The following is a 23,227-nucleotide window of genomic DNA, read 5'->3' on the forward strand; positions in this document are numbered from 1 at the left end:
TAACCGATTAAATCTCAGTGCTGCGGCGCCAGCGCGGCGAGCAGCGTTTTCGCATTCCGTCCTGCCTCGGGCGAGCGTTGGCAGATCAATGCCGCCAGCGCCGCCGGAGAGGGATGCGCCGCCAGATCCTGCGCCGTCAGCGCCGCCGCCAGATATTTGTTGAGCACCGTCAGCAGCGCGTTCACCCCAGCATCCGGCAGGGCCAAGCGGTGGATATCGTCGTGGTCGTGCAAGCTGGCCTCGGGAGCCACCCGCGCCAGCAGCCGGTGCAGCACCTGGCGCACCGGTGCCTGCTGCGCCAGCGCGTCGGGTGTGCATTGCGCCAACAGCTGTGACAGCGGGCGATCGAACGCCTCCGTTTGCCGTGCGGCCAGGTGCAGCAGCGCACGATAACAGGCCAGCAGGCGCGGCAGCGCGTGCTCGGGGAATGCGTCCAGCCGCACGTCCCAGTTAATCAGAATGCCGTCGTCGACGTGGGCGACCTGCGCATCCAGCGCAACCTGCGGTCCTTGAGAGATGACCCAGCCGAGACGGCCGAAGGTGTCGGTGACCCGTTCGGAAAACAGCGTCTTGCCGCGGATGCCGAAACCGGCGGTAAACACCACCGGAGAAGGCTGCAGGCTGCCGTGCAGGCGCGACAGATCGCGCATCACGCTCACGCCGGGGTAATCCGCATGTTCGATAAGCTCTGCCAGCTGTGCCATCAGGCGCCGGCAGAAAGCGCTCAGGTTTTCCGTCGGGTTCAGCTCCACGCCGAGCAGCACCAGGTTAGAGAAATCGCCGATAAGACGATGCGCGTCCTCCCGTTCGCTTTCGCGGTGGAACAGCGGCACGTTGAGCCGGAAGCGCGTCATATTCCAACCCTGGCCGACGGCCAGTGCGAACAGCGCTAAAAACAGCGTAGAGAGGGAGGTGTGGTGCCGCTTGGCGACATTCTCCAGCGCGCGGCTTTCTTCTGCATTCAGCTGTACGGCCAGGCGATCGCTGCGGCAGCGGTCCGGCGTGCGCAGCAGGCGCGGCGCCGGGGGCACCTGCGCCAGGCGTTCACGCCACCAACGCTGGCCGCGTTCGCGCCGCTGGCGTAGCGCCTCGTCGGCGTCGCGTCGTTCGAGGTGATCAAAGTAGGCCGCTGGTGCGTCATCGGAGGGGGGCGGCGGACACCGGTGATAAAACGCCGTCAGATCCTCCATCAACAGGCGAAAGCTCATGGCATCGCCGGCGATCATGTCGAGATCGACATGCAGGCGGCTGCGCCCTTCCGGCAACAGGCTCAGGCTGATATCGCAGGGCACGCCCTGTTCCAGCGGCAGCAGCTGGGTGCTTTTTGCCTGGCGTTTGGCGGCGAGCGCGGCTGCCAGCGTTGCTTCATCGGCGTGCTGCCAATCGTCGAGATGCAAGGCGTGCCGAGGGCCGGGAGGCGCGATCGTCTGCCGGCCATCGTCGGTAATGCGCAGGCGTAACAGCGGATGGTGCAGGTACAGCGCCTCGACGGCCTGGCGCAGCCGAGCGGTATCCAGCTCGCCGCCGTCGAATTCCGCATACAGGTGGGCGGCCATGCCGCCGAGGGGAGGAGCGGACTGTCGGCCTACCCAATAGGCGGCCTGCATCGTGGTCAAAGCTTTCATCGGGTATCCATTTTGATTCAGCCAACGAGACTGCAAGAATATATCCAAATGTTAATAGGAATGAAAATTATTATTATTTGATCCATTTGGCGATCGGGTGCTATCTATAAGGCGTTTTAGCGACGCCGGGCAGTGAGGGCATTGGGTGTGAATAATTTATCTATATTATTCTTAGCATTGAAATGATTGCTTGTTATTGCAGCGCTCGTTTTTCCTGCGAAAGTATAAGGGTTTCTGGCAGTTATCTTGTCAGGCCTCACACCTTTGTTGATAATGATTTGCATTAGAAAATGCAAAATATTATCATTCTTAACATTATTTTACGTTTTTATACAAGCTGCCGGCCGCTCCGCCGGCGGCTTAGCCGTGGACGGGGCCGCGCCCGTCCGGCCGCGAAAGGCATGGGTTTGCCGCAGGGATAAGCAACAGCAAGGCCGGGAAGGCCGCAGCGTCATGGTCTGTGTGAGTGTCGATGTAGGTTGTGTAAAAAAAATCAAATTTTGTGCACCTCTGGGATGAAAGGAGAAGACATCTATGGGCAAGCATTTTGCGGCTCAACGGCATGAAAGCGTAGGAAACGGGGAAAAGGCGGGGTTGAAAGCCATTGGGGCGTTTTCCTCCGTATTTTTAGGGGTTTGTTCACTGGCGATCGGTAACGTCAACGCGGCGGAAACCAAGAGCAACGAAACCTACCAGGACGCGGAAACGCTGCTGGTCACCGGTGAGAAGATCAAACGTTCCATTTTCGACACCGGCTCCAGCGTGCAGGTGTTCGACAGCAACCGCATCGCCTCGATGCCTGACGCAGTGCAGATCCCCGATCTGCTGCGCATGACCCCCAACGTGGTGGATCTAGGCATCGGCAACGAACTGCCGACCGTGCGCGGCATCGACGGTTCCGGCCCGAACGTTGGCGCCAATGCCTTCCTCAGCGGCACCCGTCCGCGCCTCAATCTGTCGTTGGATGGCCGTTCGCTGACCTATAACGAACAGGCTTTCGGCCCACAGTCGCTGTGGGATCTGGATCGCGTCGAAGTGTTCCTCGGCCCGCAAAGCTACATTCAGGGGCGCAACGCCATCGCCGGCGCCATCGTCATGGCCAGTAAAGATCCGACCTTCGAATGGGAAAGCGCCTTCAAGGGCGGGGCCGGCAACCAGCACTCTTCACAGCTGGCCGCCATGGCGTCCGGCCCGCTGGTGGAAGATCAGCTGGCGTTCCGCGTCAGCGTCGATCGCCAGCGCCGCCGCAGCGAAGCCGATCTGCCGGCCTATGCGCCGGTGGGCGATCCACGCGAAGTGGAAGCCACCACCGCCCGTGCCAAGCTGTTGTTCAATCCGGCCGGCCTGCGCGATCTGACCACCAAGCTGACCTTTAACCACTTCGGCAGCACCGCGCCACAGAACGAAAGCCTCAACCCGCAGCCGCATCCGACCAACCCGCGCCACGATCCGCGCCGCGCCGTGTTCAAAAGCAACATGAACAGCACCATCTGGGATCTGGCCTGGGAGGCCTCTGATGCGCTGACGTTTGAAAACCGCGTTATCTATACCGATTTCAACATCAACCGTCCGACCGCTTACAACATCCAATACGCCGAGATCGACGGCCAGGAAGTTCACGTGGAGCCGGTGGTGCGCTTCGGCGGTGCGGACAGCCGCCTGCACGGGCTAGCGGGGCTGCGTTACTTCCACGGCACGCAGGATGAGTTCGTCAACATCTTCGGCGGATCGACCTTCAAAGATAAAACCGATACCCATTCGGCGTTCGCCGAGCTGACCTATGCGCTGACGCCGCAGGTGGACGTGACTGCCGCCAGCCGCCTGGAACGCGAACACCGTCGCCGCGACGGCGGCAGCCAGGCGGTGCGCATCGATTTCGACGAAACCTACACCGTGTTCCTGCCGAAGCTGGACGTGGCCTGGAAACCGACGGATACCCAAACCTACGGTGCCAAGATTGCCCGCGGCTATAACGCCGGCGGCGGCGGCATCACGATCGGCACGCCGGTGGTCAGCTACACCTACGGTTCCGAGTATGTCTGGAACTACGAGTTGTACACCCGCCATCACCTGAAAGACGCCAACGTGGTGCTGACAGGTAACATCTTCTACAACGATTACAAAGACATGCAGCTGCCGTACTCGCTGGGTGAGAACTCCAGCGTGATCCGCAACGCCGACAAGGTGGAAACCTACGGTGCGGAAATCGGCGCCACCTGGCAGCCGCGCTGGGATTTCGAGCTGTTCGGCAACCTCGGCCTGCTGAAAACCGACATCAAGAAGTTCTCGGGCAGCGGCGTGGAAGGGCATGAGCTGGCGCGCGCACCGGCTTACACCGCCAACATGGGGGCCAAATATCAGTTCCTGAAAGGATGGGAGCTGAGCAGCAACGTGGCGTTTACCGACTCCTACTATTCGCAATACGACAACGACTCGCGCGGGCGCATCGGCTCCTATTGGACGGCTAACGCCCAGCTGGCTTACACCTTCGACTACGGTCGCGCCACGCTGTATGCGAAAAACCTGTTTGATTCCGACCGTCGTGAGATGGTCAGAAGCAATGACATTTACACGGCGACTCTCCAGCGAGGCCGCCTGGTCGGCGCGGCGGTTGAGCTGAATTTCTAACGCTATCGCGATGATGGGGGGACGAATGTCCCCCGTTTTATGCGCTATCCCGGCACGGCCGGGCAAAGGAGATAACGCAGTGATCGGTGATTTTGACAGCATTCTGAGCGATGAAGAGGCCCAGCGGCTGGAGAGCGCGTTTCAGGCGCTGGGCGCGCCGTCGGCGAACGGCGAGCGGCCGGTAAGCGAAGCCGAAGAACGGGCATGGTTTGCCCATCTGCAGCAGGGTGACGCACGCGGGCAGCGGGCGCTGGCCTGGCGCCTGACGGGAGAGGTGGATATCGCCCAACTGACGGCGGCGCTGCAAGCGCTGGTGCGGGAAACGCCGGGCGTGAACGTGCGTTACGTTTTTGATGACGAAAACGGTTTGGTTAAACGCGCTGCCGATTCGGCGCCGTTGCCGGTGAGCCTGCGTCAGGTGGCGGATGAACAACATGCCATTTGTCGTCTGCTGCACGTGCAGGCGGCGCCATTTGAACTGGAAAGCGAAGCGCCGCTGCGCTGCCTGCTGTTGCTCACGCCTGCCGATGACGTGATTTTGGGCGTGGTATTGCATGACATCCTGGCGGAAGCGCTGCCGTGGCGCCATCTGCCGGCGATGCTGTCCGCCCGCTATAACGGAGATGCGATGCCTCTGCCTTTCGCGGCGGCGCCGGTCGAGCTGCCGGAAATCCCGGCGCCACAGCTGCCCTGGGCGCGCCAGGCGGTCTCGCTGCAGGATTACCGCAGCCCGGCGCAGCGTACTGAAGCGTTGCCGCCGGTGGGCGCGCGCGTGGTCACACGCATTGATCGCTCGCTGTTGCCCGCCAACGACACGCCGCGGGCCTTGCTGGCGGCGGTGGCGGCACGGTTTGCCGAGTTCGTCGCCGCGCAGGCCGGCGGCCAAGCGGTGCAGCTGTGCGTGCCGGCCGCAGAAACGGCAGAGTTCGTCGGCCTGGATCTGGGCCTGACGGCGGCGCCGCTGATGCGCCTGACCGTGCAGCATGGCGAGGGCGACGTCGGGCAGCGGCTGCTGGCGCAGGCCGTGGCTGAACAGCCGGATCCGCAGCGGGCGCAGTTGCTGGTGGCCTGGCGTGACGATCTGGCCGCAGAGTGGCGGCTGGAAGGCGTTCACGCCGAACGCCTGTTGCTGCCGCCGCTGCATACGCCGTTTGAACTGGCGCTGCTATTGGGCTTGCCCGAAGCGGAAGCGTTAACGCTGGAGCTGGTCACCGACCCGCGCCTGTCTCCGCACGCGGCGCCTTTCCTGCTGGAGCAGTTCAGCGCGTTCCTGGCCGGGCAGCGAATTGCCGTCGCATTGCCGGTGGCTGAGGCCGTTTCCCCGGCAATGGCCGCGCCGGCGGCGAACGGCGACGCCGACGAAAGCGTTGCGCCGCTGATTTTGCAGGAGTTCCGTGAGGCGCTGGTGGCGCCGGAAATGACCCTGGATGAAGACTTCTTCGATCGCGGCGGCCATTCGCTGGTCGCTACCCGGGTGATCGGCCGCTTGCTGAGCCTGCATCAGATCGAAATCAACATTAACGATCTGTTCAGCCATCCGACGGCGCGCGGGTTGGCGGGCTACGCCAAACGCCTGAACGTTGCGCAGCCGAATGCCGCGCTAGCCATCGCCGACGATCATGAGGGGGCGCAGGCGCCGCTGTCGCTGGCGCAGGAATCGCTGTGGAAGGTGTATGAAGCCTTCGGCCATGACGAGATTTTCAACCTGCCGTTCTCTCTGCGCTTCTTCGATGCGGTGGACGAAACGGCGCTGCACCAGGCGTTTATCGACGTCATGACTCGTCATACCGTGCTGCGTTCACGCTTCGTCGAGCAGCAGGGGGAGGTGGTGCAGGTGGTGGTGCCGGCCGCAGAATTGCCGGATTATCAGTGGTTCCGCTTCTCCCACGAGACGCCGGCGGGTAATGCCGCCGCCCTGTTGGCCGACGCCGGCCAGCACCGGTTCGATCTGGCCGCCGAGCTGCCGCTGCGCGCCACGCTGCTGCGCGATGCGGACAACGGCCAACAGCTGCTGTCGCTGCTGTTCCACCATGTGGTGCTGGATGAATGGTCGCTCAACCTGATGATGGACGAGCTGGGCGTCGCCTATCGCTATCGCGTCGTCGGCCAGGCGCCGCAGTGGAGCGGGCAGCCGCCGCAGTTCCACACTTTCGCCCGGCAGCAGCGGGCCTCCGGGGTGCAGCAGCAACATCTGGACTACTGGCTTGATGCGCTGCGCGGCGCGCCGGTCGGCCAGCCGATCTTCCGGCAAGAAGCATCCACCCATCCGGCTGTGCCGGCACCGGCGGACGTCAACGGCGGCTGGCTGGAGTTCGAGGTCGATCCTGCCGTGGCGGAAGGCCTGTATCAGCTTGCCCGCCGCAACAACGCGTCGCTGTTCAACGTGGTGTATGCCGGGATTACCTCGGCGCTGCGTCTGCTGGGCGGCCCGGCGGATCTGCTGGTGGGCACCTCGACTTCCGGCCGTAACGACGCCGAGTTCTTCGATACCGTCGGCTATTTCACCACCGTGGTGGTGCACCGCGTGCGCTTCGACGAGGGGCTGACGGTGGCCGGGTTGGTCAGCCAGGTGAAAAACACCATCAATGGCTCGCTGCCGTACACCGACATTCCGATCGATCTGGTGGAAGAAGGGCTGTTCGGCGTGGACGCCGACCGCAAGAACCACATGTTCGAAGTGTTCATCCAGATCCACAGCCGCATCAAGCTGAACGGCGAGTTCCGGCTGCAGGACGGCAGCACGATCGCCTACCGTCAGGTGGAGCCGGAGAAAGCCGAATCGTTGCTCGGCCTGCAGTTTGAGGTGATGGAAGACGATCTGGCCGGGAAGAAATCCCTGCGGGTGATGATGACCTACCGTCAGGACCACTACAGCCGGGAGCAGGCCAATCTGATCGCCGATGGCGTTCAGCACGTCTTTACCCAGTTTGCGCAGCACATCGCTGGCGATATCGCTCTGGCGGCGTTGCCGCCCGGGCCGCAGGCATGACGTTGTTTCACTCTAACCGAAAGCATGATTTTCAAGGAGATAAAAGGATGTCTGGAACCCTAGCAACCCCGCGCGCGCTACTGTCGCTGCTGGTGGCGGCCTCTCTGGTGGTCGCCGGCGCCGCGCAGGCGGACGATGTCGGCATCAAACCGCAGGACATCAAGCGTGAGGCGCTATCGTCGACGGTGGTGGAGATGGCCTACAGCACCTCGCAACAGGCGCTGTTCGTCAGCGCGCCGGACTGGAAGGAAGAGGCGCGCTCCCGCGTGCTGCGGCTGGATCCCAACACCCTGGCGATCAAGGCAGAGATCCCACTGCAGGTGAAAGGCTTCGGCGTGGCGCTGAACGACGCGGGCAATCGCCTGTACCTGACGCAGGCCTTCAACGGCGAAGTCGGGGTGGTGGACACCACTACCAACCACGCGCTGGGCAGCATCAAGCTGCTGGACAAAGCGGTGCTGGAGCAGGCTTACAAGCAGGCGGGCATCAGCGGCAAGCGCCTGGACTTCCTGTTGGCGGAGCTGAAGAAATTCAAAATCACCGAGGACTACCTGTACCGCCTCCGCGAGCTCAAGTATGACGCGCAAAGCGGCCGTCTGTTCCTGCCGGGCCTGGGCTTTGGCGTCGACAGCGTGCTGTACGTGGTCGATACCAAAGCCGGCAAGCTGGAGAAAGTGATCCCGGGCTTCGGCTACAACGCGGTGGGCATCACGCTGGATGAGAAGGGCCGTCGGGTATTCGTCTCCAACATGCAGGGGCAGGTGATCACCCTGAACGCTGACACGCTGGTGATCACTGCCACCCACGAAGTACAGGCCGATCAGCTGCTAAACCTGGTGTATGACCCGGCGAGCAATCGCCTGTTGGGCGTCGATCAGGGTATCGATCGCGACGACTACCGCAACCATCATCTGGGGCACGACTACGTGAAGCGCAGCAGCGGCCACCGGGTGTTTGCGCTGGATGCGGACAGCGGCAAGGTGCTGGCCAGCGAGCTGACGGATGAGGTGCCGATCGGCCTGCTGCTCGACGAACGCAGCCAGCGGCTGTATGTCGCCAACCGCAAAGGCGTGCGCGTGGATCATGGCGCCGGGACGCTGACGGTGTTCGACGCCAAGACGCTCAAACGCCTGCAAACCGTAGACCTGCCGCCGCACCCTAACAGCCTGGCGTTGGATCCGAAAGGTGACGCGCTGTTTGTGACGGTGAAAAACGACGGCGCTTCCACCAAGGCCGGCAAGCCGGAAAGCGTGGTGCGCATTCAGCTGCACACCAGGTAACGAGAGAGCGAAAGTAAAAAGGGGCGCCGCGGCGCCCCTTTTTCGTTGGGTCATGTCATCAGAAGTGGGTGTTGATGCTCATGTAGTAGGTACGGCCCGGTTCGTTGTAGGTGGCCGCGCCCGCGCCGGCGATGTTGATCGCGCCGGTAATCGGGTCGCCCACGTTCTGCGCGTTACCGGCGCGGAACTGGCGTTTGTCGAACAGGTTGTCGATGCCGGCGGTGACGCTGACGTTTTTGGTCAGGTCATAGGTCGCACTGGCGCCGACGATGGCGTAAGGGCTAACCTCGCGGGTTTCGCCGCCGGTGGCCGGTTTACCCTGGTAGTTGTACTTCTTCGGCTTCTGACGGCCGTACCAGGTCAGGGTGGACTGCATCGACAGATCCTGCGTAGCCTGCCAGCTGAGGGTCGAGTTGACGGTGAACTTCGGGATCACCGACAGGTAATCGCCGGTGGTCTTGTTCTTGTTCTCGATCATGTAGGTGGCGTTGTTGCTCCAGGTGACGGTCTCACTGACCGGCACGTTCAACGAGCCTTCCAGCCCCTGCACCACCGCCTTCGGAACGTTCTCCCACTGATAGACCGCCGTACCGGTGCTGCTGGTGGCGATGCGCGAGTTACCCGCTTCAATCTTGTTGTGGTAATCGTTGCGGAAGTAGGTGACGCCGGCCAGCCAGCCTTCGTTATGGAACTCCAGCCCGATCTCTTTGTTGACGCTGGTTTCCGCCTTCAGATCGTCGTTACCGAGCAGGTAGCAGCCGTTTCTGACATCGCTGCCCGCACACCCTTGGCCTTTGCTGTACAGCAGGTAGTTGCCGTTGGTCTGGTACAGGGTCGGCGCCTTGTAAGAACGGGCGATGCCCATTTTCAGCGTGAAGTAGTCGCCCAGTTCCTGCGACAGGTTCAGCGCCGGGCTCCAGTTGTTGCCGGATTCTGAATGCAGATCGTAACGCAGACCCGGCGTCAGCATGGTGGTGTCGGTCAGCTCGATGTTGTCTTCGGCGAACAGCGAGAAGATATGCGCGGAAGCGTAAGGGCTGCGCGTGCCGTTGCCCATGCCGGGAATAGTGCCGCCCATCAGCGTTTGGCTGGTGGACGTGCCGTCTTTCATCCGCTGTTGGGTCCACTCGGTACCCAGCGTGGCGGTCTGTGAAACGCCCAGCTCAAACGGCACGCTGACTTCGCTGTGCGCCAGGAAGTCGTCCAGCTTGGTGGTGCCGAAACCGGTATTTTTGGTGTCGAAGATGCCTTCGGTGCCGCCGGCCAGCCCTTCGTTCAGGCGGGTATTGCGGGTGCGCTCGAACTGCACGTAGTTGTTGGTGCTCACGCCGTTGTCCCAGGCGCCGCGGTGGGTCAGGCCGAAGGTTTCACGGTAGATGCGGTTGGTCTCTTTGCCGTAGTTGCTCTGCACCAGGGCATTGGTGTTGGTGTTCTGGGTATCGCCAGAATACAGGTTGCCCTGGCGGCCATAGGCGTACTCGAACTCCAATGACTGCAGATGGGCGAAGTCCCAGTGCAGCAAGGCGTCGATGTTTTTATCGACCACCCCTTCACGCCCGGCGGGCAGGCTGTTGGCGTAGGCGCCTACGCGTTCGGACTTGTGTGATTCGTTAATGTCCCAGGCGTCGGCCTGCGTTTTGCTGTAGCCGCCGAACAGGCGGAAGCTCAGGGAGTCGCTCAGCGGGCCGGACAGGCTGAAGTCGGTGCGCTTGGTGGCGCCTTCCTGCTTGTGCTGCGGCACGTTGAAGTAGCCATTCAGCGAGCCGTGCAGCGCATCGCCGGCCTTCTTGGTGATGATGTTGACCACGCCGCCCGCGGCGCCGTTGCCGTAGCGCGCTGCGGCAGGGCCGCGCAGCACTTCGATGCGCTCGATCATTTCTGGCGGCACCCAGGCGGTATCGCCGCGCGAGTCGCGCTCGCCGCGCCAGCCCTGACGCACCGAGTTGCGGCTGGAGGCCGGTTTGCCGTCGATCAGAATCAGGGTATTTTCCGGGCCCATACCGCGGATATCGATCTGGCGGTTGTTGCCGCGCTGGCCGCTGGTGGAGTTGCCGGTCAGGTTAACCCCGGGCATGGTGCGGATCAGTTCGCTGATGTCGCGCGCCGGCGGGCGTTTTTTGATCTCTTCGGCGGTGATGGTGGACACCCCCGGCGCCTGCAGGTTCTGCCGGGCGGCGGTCACGACGATGGTGTCTTCGCCGCGCGGCTTTTTATCCGCTGTGCCGCTGTTTTCTTCCGTGGTGGGGGTGTCGGTCTGCTGCGCGGCGTTGGCGAACGCGGACGCGCCCAATCCCAAGCCGATAAGAGTGGCTAAAGAATAACGTGATAGCTTGCTTTTCATTTGAGTGTCCTACCTTGCTGCCATCCCTCGCCGAACGGGGGGAAGGGCGGTTGTAGTTTTTGTGTAGTCGGAAATAGAAAATCGGCTGCGGCAAGGGATGCCATTGATGTATCCCCGATCCCTGTCCGTTGCGCGCAATACCAGCACGATCTCCAAGCCTTACACACTATTGCAAATGCAAATTATTATCAATAGTATTTGGCGTACAGTGCGTTCGGGCGGTGGCCGGCGATAGGGAAAAGTCGACGTTCCCGGTGCCGCCAACTACAAAATGGGTAGGCGTTGTGAATACAGAACTACAGTCAGAAAGCAGCAGATTATTGGCCAGCAGCAATGCGGGCAGTCCAGGGTGGTGGTTGACGGTGGCACGGCGCGGTACGCCATGGGTAGAACCGGCGGGTAACGGCCGCTGGCGAACCACCTTTTTCTGGCGCGATCCTCAGGGATGCGAATTGACCTCCGCCTACCGTCGCGTGTGGATTAACATTAACTGCTTGACCGACCATCACCAGCCGAATCCGCCGCAAAGCCTGCAGCGTTTGGCCGGTACCGACGTGTGGTACTGGCAGACCGAGCTGAGCGGCGCCTGGCGCGGCAGCTACTGCTTTATCCCCTGTTTTGACGAGCGGCCGCCGGCGTTCAGCGGCGACGATGCGCACGCCAACATGCACAACCTGCGCCACTGGTGGCATCAGGTGTTCGCCAGCGCCACCCCCGATCTGCTCAACCCTTATCGCTCCTGGCAAAGCGCCAGCGGCCACAGCGTCTCCGGCCTGCACATGCCGGATGCGCCGCCGCAGCCGGTATGGCGCTCGTTCGACGAGTATGAGATCGCCAGCGGGCGCTGCACGCCGCCGCTGCCGGCGCGTTTGCAGCGCCATACCTGGTGCAGTGAGCGCCTGGGCAACAGCCGCGATGTCTGGATCTACACGACCGGCGACAGTAAGCCGGCCGAGCGCCCGCTCGCGATCCTGCTCGACGGCCAGTTCTGGGCGAAGCAGATGCCGGTTTGGGAGCCGCTGATGCAGCTGACCCGCGAGGGGGCGTTGCCGGAAGCGGTGTATGTGCTGATCGACATCATCGATCTGCCGCACCGGGCGCGAGAATTAACCTGCAAGGACGATTTCTGGCTGGCGGTGCAGGAAGAATTGATGCCGCAGCTGGCCGACTGGGCGCCGCACAGCGACAAACCGGCCGACACGGTGGTGGCGGGGCAAAGCTTTGGCGGCCTGGCTTCCCTGTATGCCGGGCTGCGCTGGCCGCAGCGCTTCGGCGCGGTGATCACCCAGTCCGGTTCCTATTGGTGGCCGCGGCGCGACATGCTGCAGCTGCCGAGCATTCCCGACGATGCCTGCTGGCTGATGCAGCAGGTGGAACGGCACGGTTTGGGCAACCACGGCGCGCTGAAGGTATTTATGGAAGCCGGTTCGCAGGAAAAGCTGGTGCACCGGGTCAGCGGCGAAATGGCGGTGCGCCTGAGCGACGCCGGCCATCGGGTGCACTACCGGGTGGTGGAAGGCGGGCACGACGCGCTGTGTTGGCGCAGCGGCCTGACCGATGGGCTGCAGGCGGTCTGGGCTTCCGCTTTCGCCACCGCTTACCCGGCATCGGCGACGGCACGAGGAACACATGATGGAAAGCCTGAATCCGTTCGATGATCAACAGCAGCGCAGCCTGGTGCTGCGCAACGTACAACAACAATACAGTTTGTGGCCGGATTTCCGCGCCATTCCGTCCGAGTGGACGATCGTCTTTGGCCCGGCGGCGCACACCGCGTGCGCCGAATGGCTGGAACAGCATTGGCAAGACATTCTGCCGGTCGCAGCACGCGAGGCGTGACCGGCGCCAGGTAATCACGGGAGCAATAAGCAGTGTCACACACCCCTAACTCTCTCAGCGGCCCGGCGCTTGCGGGCGAATGGCCGTTGGTCGCGGCGCAACCCGGCATCTGGGTCGCCGATCAAATCTCCCCGCATCGCAACGCCTACGCGGTAGCACATGCCATCGAACTCAACGGCCCTGTCACCGTAGAGCCTCTGCTGCAGGCCATCATCCAGGGCCTGAGCGAGGTGGACATGCTGCGCCTGCGTTTTGCGGAACGCGACGGCGTGCCGGTGCAATGGCTGGACGACGCGCTGGCGGTGTACGAGCCGGAACTTGTCGATCTGACGACGTCGCCGGACCCTGAAGCCGCCGCGCGTGCCCTGATGGACATCGATCTGGCGAGCGATCTGCGCGCCGGCAGCGGCGCACCGCTGTATCGCCATGTGGTGATGCGTTTGGCGGATGACCGTTGGTTCTGGTATCAGCGCTATCACCATTTGCTGGTGGACGGTTTCAGCTTCACCGCCATCGCGCGCCGCGTGGCGGCGATTTATACCCACCTTTGCCGCGGTGACGCGCTGGAGCCGACGCCTTTCACGGCGTTCAGCGACGTGGTTGCGGAATACCAGGCTTACCGGCAGGCGCCGGCCTGGCAACGCGACGCCGATTTCTGGCGCGAAAAAGCGCGGCAGTTGCCGCCGCCGGCCACGCTCTGCCCGCAGCCGCTGGCTGGGCAAACGCCCACGCCGCGCATCCATCGATTGGAACAGCGCTGCGATCCGCAGGCCTTCGCCGAACTGGTGCAGTGTGGCGCACAGCAGAAGCTGAACGCCGCCGATATGGCGGTGGCGCTGGTGGCGCTGTGGGTATCGCGCCTGAGCGGCCAACCGAGCTTCAGCGCCGGTTTTATCTTTATGCGCCGCACCGGATCGGCCGCCCTGTGCGCTGCCGGCCCGGTGATCAACGTGTTGCCGATGGAGATGCACCTCGAGCCGCAGGCCACGCTGTATGAGGCTGCCACCCGCATCAGCCGCGAGCTGAAAACGGTGCGCCGCCATCAGCGCTACGACGCCGAACAGGTGCAGCGCGATCTGGGCCGCATCGGCGACGGCGAACCGCTGTACGGCACGGTCTTCAACTTCAAAATGTTCGATTACCAGCTGGATTTCGCCGGTATCGAAGGCATTACCCACGATCTGGCCTCCGGGCCGGTGCGCGATCTGGAGATTGCGCTGTTTATCGACGAACACCATCAGCTGAAGGTGGAGCTGCTGGCCAACGCCGAGCGTTACAGCCGCCAGGAACTGCAGGCGCACCTGCAGCGGTTGCCGCTGCTGCTGGCGCAGTTCGCCGCGCAGGCAACGTTGCCGATCGGCGAAGCCGATATGCTGACCGCCGACGATCACGCGCTGCTGGCGCGGGTCAACGACACGGCGCACCCGGTGCCGGCGACCACGCTGAGCCAGTTGCTGGCGCAGCAGGCGCAAACCACGCCGGACGCACCGGCGCTGGCGGATGCGCATTTCAATTTCACCTACCGCGAAACGCGCGAGCAGGTTACGGCGCTGGCGCGCGAGCTGGTGGCGCAGGGCGTGCGGCCGGGCGACATCGTGGCGGTGGCGCTGCCGCGTTCGGTGTTCCTGTCGCTGGCGTTGATGGCGATCGTGGAAGCGGGCGCCGCCTATCTGCCGCTGGACACCGGTTATCCGGACGAGCGGCTGGCGATGATGCTGGAAGACGCCGCGCCCCGGCTGGTCATCACTAACCCGGCGCAGCAGGCGCGTTTCGCCGACAAGGGCGAAATCTTGCTGTATGACGCGCCGCTGGCGGCCGATCACGCCGCCGGGGTGGCGATCGCGGGCCCGACGCCGGACCATGCGGCCTATATCATCTTTACCTCCGGCTCCACCGGGCGCCCGAAAGGCGTGCTGGTCGGCCATCAGGCGATCGTCAACCGCCTACTGTGGATGCAACACCAGTATCCGCTGGGGGCGGACGACGCGGTGCTGCAGAAAACGCCGTGCAGTTTCGACGTCTCGGTGTGGGAATTCTTCTGGCCGCTGATGGTCGGCGCCCGGCTGGTGATGGCGCCGCCGGAGGCGCATCGCGATCCGCAGCAGCTGCAACAGCTGATCGCACAACACCGCATTACCACGATGCACTTCGTGCCGTCGATGCTGGCGGCTTTCGTGGCCGCACTGGACGACGACGCGGCGGTGGCGAACTGCGCCGCGTTGCGCCAGGTGTTCTGCAGCGGCGAAGCGCTGCCGGCGGAGCTGTGCCGCCTGTGGCAAAGCCGCACAGCGGTGCCGTTGCACAACCTCTACGGCCCGACCGAAGCGGCGGTGGACGTGACCTGGCATCCGGCTTACGGCGACGCACTGGCGAAAGTGACCGGCGCCAACGTGCCGATCGGCCTGCCGGTATGGAACACCGGGCTGCGCATTCTGGACGCGCGCCTGCGGCCGGTGCCGCCGGGCGTGGCGGGCGATCTGTATCTGACCGGCGTGCAGCTGGCGCACGGCTACCTGGGCCGGCCGGATCTGACCGCCAGCCGCTTTGTCGCCGATCCGTTCGGCGAGGGCGGGCGCATGTACCGCACCGGCGACGTGGCGCGCTGGCTGCCGGACGGCACGGTGGAATATTTGGGCCGCAGTGACGATCAGCTGAAGATCCGCGGGCAGCGTATCGAGCTGAGTGAAATCGACCACGCCTTGCTGTCGCTGCCGGGCGTGCGCCAGGCGGTGACGCACGCGCTGGTGCTGCAGGGCACGCCGGTGGATGCCGGCGGCGATGCGCGCCAGCTGGTGGGCTATCTGGTGATGCAGCCTGGCGCGAGCTGGGATGCGCAAGCCCTGCGCGCGGCCCTGGCCGACCGTCTGCCGCCGCACATGGTACCGGTGGCGCTGGTGGAAATGAGTGATTTGCCGCTGAGTGCCAACGGCAAGCTGGATCGCAAGGCCTTGCCGCAGCCGCAGGGCGGTGAGCGCAAGGCAGGACGGCCGCCGCAGGCCGGGCTGGAAAGCGAGATCGCGGCGGTGTTCGCCCGTTTGCTGCAGCGCGAGCAGGTGTTCGCCGATGACGACTTCTTCGCGCTCGGTGGCCATTCGCTGCTGGCGATGCGGCTGGCGGCGGAGCTGCGCCGCGATCTGGGCAAGGCGGTGTCCGTCGGCCAGGTGATGGTGGCGTCGCGCGTCGAGCAACTGGCTGTCTTGCTGGCGGAAGATCGCACGCAGGAAGAGGCCGATCGCAGCGGCTTCGACAGCGTATTGCCGCTGCGCATCACCGAGGGGCCGACGCTGTTCTGTCTGCACCCGGCGTCCGGTTTCTCCTGGCAGTTCAGCGTATTGCCACGCTATCTCGATCAGCACTGGTCGCTGGTCGGTATTCAGTCACCGCGGCCGGACGGCCCGCTGGCGCTGAGCGAAGATATGGATCAGGTGGTGGATGCCCACCTGCAGACGGTGTTGCAGGTCCAGCCGCACGGGCCGTACCACTTCATCGGCTACTCGCTGGGCGGCACGCTGGCCCAGGGCATCGCCGCCCGGCTGCAGGCGCGCGGCGAGCAGGTGGCGTTCCTCGGCCTGCTGGATACCTATCCGCCGGAGACCCAAAACTGGGACGTGATGCTGGACGACAACGTGTTGAAGGAAGTGCAGCGCGAGCGCGAGCAGTTTCTGGCGGTGTCGCAGGATACGCTCGATCCGGCGCTGGGCGAGACGCGCACGGCGATGTTCGACAACATCGAAGCCAACTACGCCGATTCGGTGCGGTTGCTGTCGCACACGCGTACCGCTCGCTTCCACGGCCAGGCGACGCTGTTCGTCGCTAAACGCACGCTGCAGGAAGGGATGGACGTGCAGCAGACCTGGTCGCAGTACGTCGATGCGCTGCAGGCGCACGAGCTGGACTGCGCGCATGTCGATATCGTTTCGCCGGCGTCGTTCAAAGTGCTGGGGCCGCTGCTGAACCGGATCTTGCGCACGCTGTGATCGCGCCCGTCATCTCGCCGCCAGGCACGGGGATTACCCCGCGTGTGGCGGCGTTTCTTGCGGTTGCTCACAATTGAATATCAATGATTTTTATTATCATTATTGATTTCGTCATCTGTGCTAGCATAGCGCTCCGCAATTGCAGAATCCCCGTTTAAAGATGTGGTGAACAACCGATGAGTAGCAAACCCTCCATCCTGCTTGATTTCAGCCTGTTGAAAACTAACCGGGCTTTCCGCGCGGTGTTCTGCGCGCGCTTTATCTCCATTGTGGCGCTGGGGTTGATGGCGATCGCCATCCCGGTGCAGATCCAGGCGCTGACCGGTTCCACCCTGCAGGTCGGGTTGGCGGTGACGCTGGCCGGCGGCGGCATGTTCGCCGGGCTGCTGATGGGGGGCGTATTGGCCGATCGCTATGAGCGGCGCCGGTTGATCCTGTTCGCGCGATCCACCTGCGGCATCGGCTTCGTCGGCCTGTGCCTCAATGCCCTGTTGCCGTCGCCTTCGCTGGCGGCCATTTATCTGTTGGCGGTGTGGGACGGTTTCTTCGGCGCGGTGGGGGTGACGGCGCTGCTGGCGGCCACGCCGGCGCTGGTGGGCCGCGAAAACATCGTGCAGGCGGGCGCCATCAGCATGCTGACGGTGCGCTTCGGCTCGATTCTTTCCCCGGCGATTGGCGGCCTGGTGATCGCCCATATGGGCATTGCCTGGAACTATGGCCTGGCGGCGTTCGGCACCCTGCTGACGCTGCTGCCGTTGCTGAGCCTGCCGCAGCTGATGCCGCCACCGCAGCCGCGTGAACACCCGCTGCGCGCGCTGGCGGGCGGCTTCACCTTCCTGTTCCAGAACAAGGTGATCGGCATGGTGGCGCTGATCGGCGCGCTGCTGACCATGGCCAGCGCGGTGCGCGTACTGTACCCGGCGATGGCGGAAAGCTGGCACATCGACGCTGCCCACCTCGGTTATATGTACGCCGCCGTGCCGCTCGGCGCGGCCATCGGCGCGTTTACCAGCGGGCGCGTGGCGCACGTGGCGCGCCCCGGCTGGGTGATGCTGCTGACGGCGATCGCGGCATTCGCCGCCATTGGCCTGTTCGGCCTGATACCGTGGTACAGCCTGGCGTTGCTGTGCCTGGTGGCGTTCGGCTACCTGAGCGCGCTGAACTCGCTGCTGCAATACGGCCTGATCCAGAGCCTGACGCCGGACAACTTCCTCGGCCGCATCAACGGCCTGTGGACGGCGCAGAACGTGGTGGGCGATGCGCTGGGCGCACTGCTGCTGGGGGCGATGGGCGCCTTCATGCTGCCGGCGATGAGCGCCAGCGGTTTCGGCTTCGGCGCGGCGCTGCTCGGCATCCTGTTGCTGTTCGCCATGACCGGTTTGCGCCAGGTGACGCTGCACAAACCGGAGCCGCAGCCCGCCACAGAAAAGTAGTCGAACGCGTTAAGACAACGCTGTGGGATCAAATAGCAATGCTTATCATCGGCATGCGTAAAACCCACAGCGTTTATGTCATGATTTCGAAATGAAAGAAGTGCTTACGTTTATTGACATAGCAAATATCGGCGAGTAATTTAGCGCGGAATTAACTCAAATGATAATCATTATTATATTGGTTATCACTTCAAAAGATGAGGGCGAAGCGATGGATACTGCCGTGAACGACATCAATCGAAAGGAAATGCAGGAGCGCGAAGAACACCGGTTCGCCGCTGATTTTTCTCCGGCGTCGGGCTTCTTCTTTACCTCCCCTTTCCGCAGCTTGACCACCACCGGTTGTTTCAGCCGCATTCGCCTGCCGGCCGCGGACGGCGCCGATCTGAACGGCGAGTTCCAGCGCAGCGTACGGCAGGCGTTTGCCGAAGCCCGTCAGGCCGGCATCAAAAAACCGCTGCTGTGCGGCGCCATCCCGTTCGATACCCGGCAGCCTTCGGCGCTGTTTATTCCGCAGCAGAGCCGCTGGTTCGATCGCGCCGCTTTTATGGCTGGCGTTCGGCCGCCGGCGAACGGTCCTGAACTGGCCGGAGTGACGGAGCTGCCGCCGCAGCAGCCGTTTATGAAGATGGTCAGCGATGCCGTCGATGCGATGAAGGCCGGTGAGCTGGATAAAGTGGTCTTGTCGCGCCTGCTGGAGATCGAAACGCGCCAGCCGGTGGATCGCCATGCGCTAATGGCGCGCGTGATCGCCCAGAACCCGCACGGTTTCCATTTCCATGTGCCGCTGGAGCAGGGCGCGCTGTTGGGCGCCAGCCCAGAGCTGCTGCTGCGCCAGGACGGCGGCCGTTTCTATTCCAACCCGCTGGCCGGTTCCGCCCGGCGCGAGGCCGACCCGCAGCGCGATCGCGAAGTGGGGGAGCGTCTGATGGCCTCGGCGAAAGATCGCCACGAGCATCGCATCGTCACCGAAAGCATGCGTGACGTGCTGGCCGGCCGCTGCCGCTACCTGAACGTGCCGCACACCCCTGAACTGCTGACCACCACGACGCTGTGGCATCTCTCCACGCCGATCGACGGCGAGGCGGCGTCTCCTGACGAAAATGCCCTGTCGCTGGCCTGCCTGCTGCACCCGACGCCGGCGCTGTGCGGCATGCCGACGGCCGAGGCGCACGCCCTGATCGGCAAGCTGGAGCCGTTCGATCGCGGCCTGTTCGGCGGCATCGTCGGTTGGGGCGACGACGAAGGCAACGGCGAGTGGGTTGTGACTATCCGCTGCGGCACCGTTGACGGCAACCGGGTACGGCTGTTCGCCGGCGCCGGCATCGTGGAAGACTCTTCACCCGAATCTGAATGGCATGAAACAGGCACCAAACTCAGCACCATTCTGCGTGCCTTTGGTATGAATCAAGGATAACGACAAGATGAGCATTGCCTTTACCCCCTGGCCGGCGGAGTTCGCCAGCCGCTATCGCGAGCGCGGCTACTGGACTGACAAGCCGCTGACCGAAATCCTCGACCGCCAGGCCAACAACGACGCCCCGGCGATTATCGATGCCCAGGGCAGCCTGACCTACCGCGAGCTGCAGCAGCGCGCCGATCGCCTGGCGGCCGCTTTGTTGCGCCGCGGCGTGAAATCCGGCGACACCGCGTTGGTCCAACTGGGCAACGTGGCGGAGTTCTATATCGTGTTCTTCGCGCTGCTGAAGATTGGCGTGGCGCCGGTCAACGCGCTGTTCAGCCATCAGCGCAGCGAACTGAATGCCTATGCCGAGCAGATCAAACCGGCGCTGCTGATCGCCGATCGCCAGCACGGGCTGTATGCCGACGATCAATTCCTGAATACCTTCCGCGATGCGCATCCTTCGCTGCGGGTTGTGGCGCTGCGCAGCCAGCCTGAGGGTGAGCTGGCGCTGGCCGCCTGGCTGGACGAAGCCAGCGACGGTTTCGTCGCGCAGCCTTCTGCGGCCGATCAGGTGGCGTTCTTCCAGCTTTCCGGCGGCAGCACCGGTACGCCGAAGCTGATCCCGCGTACCCACAATGACTACTACTACAGCATTCGCCGCAGCGTGGAGATCTGCCGTTTCGACGCGCAGACCCGCTATCTGTGCGCGCTGCCGGTGGCGCACAACTACCCGATGAGCTCGCCGGGCGTGTTGGGTGTGTTTTATGGCGCGGGGCGGGTAGTGTTCGCCGCCGATCCGGACGCCGCGCAGTGCTTCCGCCTGATCGAACAGCACCAAATCAACGTGACGGCGCTGGTGCCGCCGGCGGTCACGCTGTGGCTGCAGGCGATCGAAGAGTGGGGCGGCAATGCCCAGCTCGCCAGCCTGAAACTGCTGCAGGTGGGGGGCGCCAAGCTAGGCGAAACGCTGGCGGCGCGCATTCAGAACGAAATCGGCTGCCAACTGCAGCAGGTGTTCGGCATGGCGGAAGGGCTGGTGAACTACACCCGGCTGGACGACGACGAACGCCACATTCTGACGACGCAAGGGCGGCCGATGTCGCCGGACGACGAAGTATGGGTGGCGGATGACGACGGCAATCCGTTGCCGGCGGGCGAGGTCGGCCGGTTGATGACGCGCGGGCCTTATACCTTCCGCGGTTACTACCAGAGCCCGGCGCACAACGCCGACGCCTTCGACGCTGACGGTTTCTACTGCTCCGGCGATCTGATCAGCATCAGCGAAGACGGTTACATCACCGTGCAGGGGCGGCAAAAAGACCAGATCAACCGCGGCGGGGAGAAGATCGCCGCCGAGGAGATCGAGAACCTGCTGCTGCGTCATCCGGACGTGATCAACGCCGCGCTGGTGTCGATGCCGGACGCGCTGATGGGGGAGAAGAGCTGCGCTTATATCATCGCCAACGCGCCGCTGAAGCCGGTGGTGCTGCGCCGCCACCTGCGCGAACAGGGCGTGGCGGACTTCAAACTGCCGGATCGCTTTATTCAGGTGGACAGCCTGCCGCTGACCCCGGTCGGCAAAGTGGACAAAAAACGGCTGCGCCAGCAGCTCGATGCGCAACTACAGACTCAGGCTCAGGGAGATTAATCGATGGCCATTCCAAAACTTAATGACTACGCGTTGCCGACGGCGGACGAACTGCCGCAAAATAAAGTCACCTGGCAGGTAGAACCGCAGCGCGCCGCGCTGCTGATCCACGATATGCAGCAGTATTTCCTCAATTTCTGGGGCGAAGACAGCGCGCTGATCAAACAGGTGGTGGAGAACATCGCCAACCTGCGCCGCTACTGCAAACAGCAGGGCATTCCGGTGTTCTATACCGCACAGCCGAACCAGCAGAGCGATGAAGACCGCGCGCTGTTGAACGACATGTGGGGGCCGGGCCTGAACAAGCACCCTGAGCAGCAGGCGGTGACCGCCGCGCTGGCGCCGGACGAAGACGACACGGTGCTGGTGAAATGGCGCTACAGCGCCTTCCACCGCTCGCCGCTGCAGGAGATCCTGCAGGAGTCCGGCCGCGATCAGCTGATCATCTGCGGCGTGTATGCGCACATCGGCTGCCTGACCACCGCCATTGACGCCTTCATGCGCAACATCCAGCCGTTCATGGTGGCCGACGGCCTGGCGGACTTCTCGCGCGACGAACACCTGATGGCGCTGCGCTATACCGCCGGCCGCTGCGGCCGGGTGGTGACCACCGCGTCGCTGTTGCCGGCGGCAGGCATTGCCAGCATCGATGCGCTGCGTCAGCAGATCCTGCCGCTGCTGGACGAAGACAGCGAAGACATGGGCAACGATGAAAACCTGATCGATTATGGCCTGGATTCGGTGCGCATCATGGAGCTGGCGACCCGCTGGCGCAAGATCCGCGGCGACATCGACTTTATCGCGCTGGCGCGCAACCCGACCATCGACAGCTGGTGGGCGCTGCTTTCCGAAGAGAAAGCCTGATTTTAATAACGATGAGAGGGCGGCCGCTCGGCTGCCCCGTTGGCTCTATAAGGAGATTTCGATGAATGCTTTGATCACCAAGGGAAAACGCGCGGCATTCCCGCTGATGCTGCTGTCCACGCTGCTGTTCTCCAACTCGTTGCTGGCGCAGACTGCGCCGGAAGTGCTGCGTAAGCCGGTTGGCAAGGGCGCCTATGAAATGGCCTACAGCCCGAGCGAGAACGCGCTCTACCTGGCGACGTCGCAGAGCCGCAAGCTGGACAAGGGCGGTATCGTCTACCGTCTGGATCCGACCACGCTGGACGTGACCCAGATTATTCATAACGACATCAAGCCGTTTGGCGCCGCCGTCAACGCTAAAACCGGCACGCTGTTCTTCGGTAACACCGTCAATAACTCGGTGACCGCCATCGACGCCAAGACCGGCGAAGTGAAAGGCCGCCTGGTGCTGGACGCGCGCCAGCGCTCTGAGACCGTCAAGCCGCTGGCGCCGCGCGAGCTGGTGGCGGATGCCGACAGCGATACCCTGTACATTACCGGGCTGGGTGAATCCAGCGTGGTGTGGGTGGTGGATGGCAAGGATCTGACCCTGCGTGCCACCGTGACCGACACCGGCAAATACGGCACCGGCCTGGCGCTGGACGCCGCCGCCAAGCGCCTGTACGTCACCAACGCCGACGGCGAGCTGGTGACCATCGATACCCAGAGCAATAAGGTGCTGTCGCGCAAGAAGCTGGATGAGGCTAAAGAGCACTTCTTCCTGAACATCAGCCTGGATACCGCCACCCATCGCGCGTTCATCACCGATTCCAAGCAGCCACAGGTGCTGGTGGTGGATACCCGCAGCGGCAACATCCTGAGCAAGATCGACGTGCCGGAATCGCTGGCGGTGCTGTTCAACCCGGCGCGCAATGAAGTTTACGTGACCCATCGCCAGGCGGGTGAAGTGAGCGTGATCGACGCCAAGAGCTACAAGGTGCTGAACACCATCAAGACGCCGACCCACCCGAACAGCCTGGCGCTGTCGCCGGACGGCCAGACGCTGTACGTTAGCGTCAAGCAGGCTTCCAGCCGCGAGAAAGAAGCGACCGCGCCGGACGACGTGATCCGCGTAGCGCTGAAATAATCCCGCGCAGGGTAAACCCCCTCGAACAGGCGAAGCGGCGACGCTCAGCCTGTTTTTTTTCGCCGTGCGATC

General features: G+C 63.5%; 13 protein-coding genes. 11 read left to right on the forward strand and 2 right to left on the reverse strand.

The genetic code is table 11. The annotated features are described in order from the left end of the window. Positions 1 to 14: 14 nt before the first annotated feature. Positions 15 to 1,625: a condensation domain-containing protein gene (locus GUC32_RS01465; protein WP_049207227.1), complete on the reverse strand. Its 1,611-nt coding sequence runs from the start codon at positions 1,623 to 1,625 to the stop codon at positions 15 to 17. A gap of 534 nt (positions 1,626 to 2,159) precedes the next feature. Here GUC32_RS01465 and GUC32_RS01470 point away from each other — a divergent pair. The 3 genes from GUC32_RS01470 (at position 2,160) to GUC32_RS01480 (ending at position 8,522) form a co-directional block, all read left to right on the forward strand. Beyond that, a complete protein-coding gene (locus tag GUC32_RS01470; RefSeq protein ID WP_025304960.1) occupies positions 2,160 to 4,253 on the forward strand; it encodes a TonB-dependent receptor in 2,094 nt (697 codons plus the stop codon). Positions 4,254 to 4,332: 79 nt separating this feature from the next. Further along, positions 4,333 to 7,242 (forward strand): condensation domain-containing protein, encoded by a 2,910-nt coding sequence (locus GUC32_RS01475; RefSeq protein ID WP_369435507.1) that lies wholly within the window; start codon positions 4,333 to 4,335, stop codon positions 7,240 to 7,242. Between the two features lie 47 nt (positions 7,243 to 7,289). Further along, entirely contained in the window at positions 7,290 to 8,522 is a 1,233-nt protein-coding gene (locus tag GUC32_RS01480; protein WP_342094066.1) for a YncE family protein, read from the forward strand. Positions 8,523 to 8,580: 58 nt separating this feature from the next. Here the strand turns inward: GUC32_RS01480 and GUC32_RS01485 are convergent, their stop codons facing one another. Then, a complete protein-coding gene (locus GUC32_RS01485; protein ID WP_369435508.1) occupies positions 8,581 to 10,863 on the reverse strand; it encodes a TonB-dependent siderophore receptor in 2,283 nt (760 codons plus the stop codon). 284 nt (positions 10,864 to 11,147) lie between these two features. Here GUC32_RS01485 and fes point away from each other — a divergent pair, with 284 nt between their 5' ends. The 8 genes from fes (at position 11,148) to GUC32_RS01525 (ending at position 23,155) form a co-directional block, all read left to right on the forward strand. Then, positions 11,148 to 12,521 (forward strand): enterochelin esterase, encoded by a 1,374-nt coding sequence (gene fes / locus GUC32_RS01490; RefSeq protein WP_075201420.1) that lies wholly within the window; start codon positions 11,148 to 11,150, stop codon positions 12,519 to 12,521. After that, positions 12,496 to 12,702: an MbtH family protein gene (locus GUC32_RS01495; protein WP_025304965.1), complete on the forward strand. Its 207-nt coding sequence runs from the start codon at positions 12,496 to 12,498 to the stop codon at positions 12,700 to 12,702. The genes fes and GUC32_RS01495 overlap by 26 nt, the downstream gene beginning before the upstream one ends. 32 nt (positions 12,703 to 12,734) lie before the next feature. After that, on the forward strand, positions 12,735 to 16,679 hold the full coding sequence (locus GUC32_RS01500; protein ID WP_369435509.1) for an enterobactin synthase subunit F: 3,945 nt from the start codon (positions 12,735 to 12,737) through the stop codon (positions 16,677 to 16,679). Positions 16,680 to 16,855: 176 nt separating this feature from the next. Then, positions 16,856 to 18,112 carry an enterobactin transporter EntS gene (entS, locus tag GUC32_RS01505; RefSeq protein ID WP_369435510.1) on the forward strand — a complete coding sequence of 419 codons (1,257 nt, stop codon included), beginning with the start codon at positions 16,856 to 16,858 and terminating at the stop codon, positions 18,110 to 18,112. Between the two features lie 211 nt (positions 18,113 to 18,323). Beyond that, a complete protein-coding gene (locus tag GUC32_RS01510) occupies positions 18,324 to 19,529 on the forward strand; it encodes an isochorismate synthase (RefSeq protein ID WP_369435511.1) in 1,206 nt (401 codons plus the stop codon). Between the two features lie 7 nt (positions 19,530 to 19,536). Next, positions 19,537 to 21,165 (forward strand): (2,3-dihydroxybenzoyl)adenylate synthase, encoded by a 1,629-nt coding sequence (locus GUC32_RS01515; RefSeq protein ID WP_369435512.1) that lies wholly within the window; start codon positions 19,537 to 19,539, stop codon positions 21,163 to 21,165. Between the two features lie 3 nt (positions 21,166 to 21,168). After that, positions 21,169 to 22,029, forward strand: a complete 861-nt coding sequence (locus GUC32_RS01520) for an isochorismatase (RefSeq protein WP_004930014.1) — start codon at positions 21,169 to 21,171, stop codon at positions 22,027 to 22,029. A 61-nt stretch (positions 22,030 to 22,090) separates the two neighbouring features. After that, entirely contained in the window at positions 22,091 to 23,155 is a 1,065-nt protein-coding gene (locus GUC32_RS01525; protein WP_043142387.1) for a YncE family protein, read from the forward strand. The last annotated feature ends 72 nt before the right edge of the window (positions 23,156 to 23,227 follow it).

Origin of the sequence: Serratia sp. NGAS9 (assembly GCF_009905295.1) — a bacterium.
In the GTDB taxonomy this organism is placed as follows: domain Bacteria; phylum Pseudomonadota; class Gammaproteobacteria; order Enterobacterales; family Enterobacteriaceae; genus Serratia; species Serratia bockelmannii.